Source organism: Streptomyces sp. NPDC004031 (assembly GCF_053604375.1).
Map to the genome: position 1 here is coordinate 1 of NZ_JBSGHL010000144.1, position 1,998 is coordinate 1,998.

At 72.3% G+C, this 1,998-nt stretch carries 1 protein-coding gene; it reads right to left on the reverse strand.

Going from position 1 to position 1,998, the window contains the following annotated elements; all coding sequences use genetic code 11:
• The coding region (locus ACWERV_RS36675) for an acyltransferase domain-containing protein (protein ID WP_452941215.1) at positions 1-1,998 on the reverse strand (1,998 nt) is incomplete at both ends.

Below are 1,998 nucleotides of genomic sequence, written 5' to 3' on the forward strand. Positions count from 1 at the left end.
CAGGCCCCAGACGGCTGCTGCGGTGAGGTCGGGGGCGGGGTCGGCGGGACGGGTCGTGACGGCGTGGCGGGTGACGACGGTCAGGTGCCCGTCGGTGTGACCGGGATGCGCCAGCCATGCCTGGAGGACGGCCAGGGTGTCGGTGAGGACGGTGTGGGTGTGGGCGGGGCCGGCGTCCAGAGGCGAAGGCTGCACGGTGAGCAGCACGTGGGCACCGGCGGGGACGTCATCGAGGGTGGTGTGGACGGGCACACCGGTGAGACCGAACGTCTCGGTGCCCAGGACCACCAGCTCACGGCCCCCGGCGGTCTCGGCCTCGGCCTCGGCGGTGTCGGGGGTGGGGGTCCAGGTGAGCTGGTAGAGGTCGTTGCTGTGGGTGGTGGTCTGGACGGTGGTGGTGGGCAGGAGGGTGAGGGCGTCGGCGGTGATGACGGGTGTGCCGGTGGGGTCGGTGGCGGTGAGGGCGTGGGTGTTCTCGCCGGTGGTGGTCCAGTGGACGTGCAGGGTGGTGGCGCCGGTGGCGTGGAGGGTGACCCCGCTCCACGCGAACGGCAGCACCACCACCGGCTCACCCGGCCGGTCGTCCAGCAGCAGCGCGTGCAGGGCCGCGTCCAGGAGCGCCGGGTGGATACCGAACGCGTCGGTGTCGGTGGCGGTGTCGTCGGCGGGCAGGGTGATCTCCGCGGACACGCCCCCGTCCTGGTGGCGCCACGCAGCACGCAGGCCCTGGAACAGCGGCCCATACTCATACCCGCGCACGGCGAGGCGCTCGTAGAGACCGTCGAGATCGACGGGCTGGGCGTCGTTCGGGGGCCATGCCGACGCGTCGTCGGCCACTTCCGCGGTCTGGGCGGTGAGGCGGCCGGTGGCATGCCGGACCCAGGGGCCGTTCCCGTTGTCGGGCCGGGAGTGCACGGCCAGCGCGTATCCGCCGTCGTCCGGGGTGAGGGTGGCCTGGAGCTGGAGGGCCTGGGCTTCGGTGATCACCAGTGGTGCGTGGAGGGTGAGGTCTTCGAGGTGTCCGGCGCCGACACGGTCACCCGCCGCGACGGCCAGGTCCACGAACGCGGTGCCTGGCAGCAGGACCCTGCCCAGGATGGTGTGGCCTGCCAGCCAGGGCTGCGTGGCGTGGGAGAGGCGTCCGGTGAGGACCGCACCGCCTTCGTCGGCCAGGTCCACGGCCGCGCCGAGGAGTCCGTGTCCGGCGACAGCGAGGCCGAGTCCGGTGGCATCGCCGGTGGTTGCGGGGGCTTCGAGCCAGTACCGCTGGTGCTGGAAGGCGTAGGTCGGAAGCTCGAATGCTCGGCCACCGGTCAGTGCGGGGGTTTTCTCCCAGGTGATGGGGGTGCCGGTGGTCCACAGGTGGGCGAGGGCGGTGAGGAACGTCTCGTCCTCGGGCCTGCCTTTGCGCAGTGCTGCGACGGCGAGGGCGTTGCCGTTGACCGTGGTGGTGATGTTGGCGGTGAGGACGGGGTCGGGGCCGAGTTCGAGGTAGGCGGTGACGGCGTGTTCGGTAGCGAGGTGCTGGATGCCGTGGTGGAAGCGGACCGTGCCGCGGATGTGGCGGGCCCAGTATTCCGGTGAGGTCAGCTCCCCGGTGGTGGCCACAACCCCGGTGACGTTGGACAGGACCGGGATCTGCGGGGGCTGGAAGTCCAGGGTCCGGATCTCGCGGGTGAAGTCGTCCAGGACGGTGTCCATGTGGGGTGAGTGGAAGGCGTGGGAGACCGTGAGACGCCGGGTCCGGCGGCCCAGGTCACGGAAATGCTCCGCAACGGTCTCGGCGGCGTCGGTGTCACCGGAGACCACGACGGCCGTGGGGCCGTTGACCGCGGCCAGCGAGAGCCGCTCGTCCAGCAGGGGCAGCACCTCGTCCTCGGTGGCCTCGACGGCGATCATCGCTCCGCCGGCCTGGGCGGCCTGCATGAGGCGTCCCCGCGCGGTGACCAGGCGTGCCGCGTCGGGCAGTGAGAGCACGCCCGCGACGTGGGCGGCGGT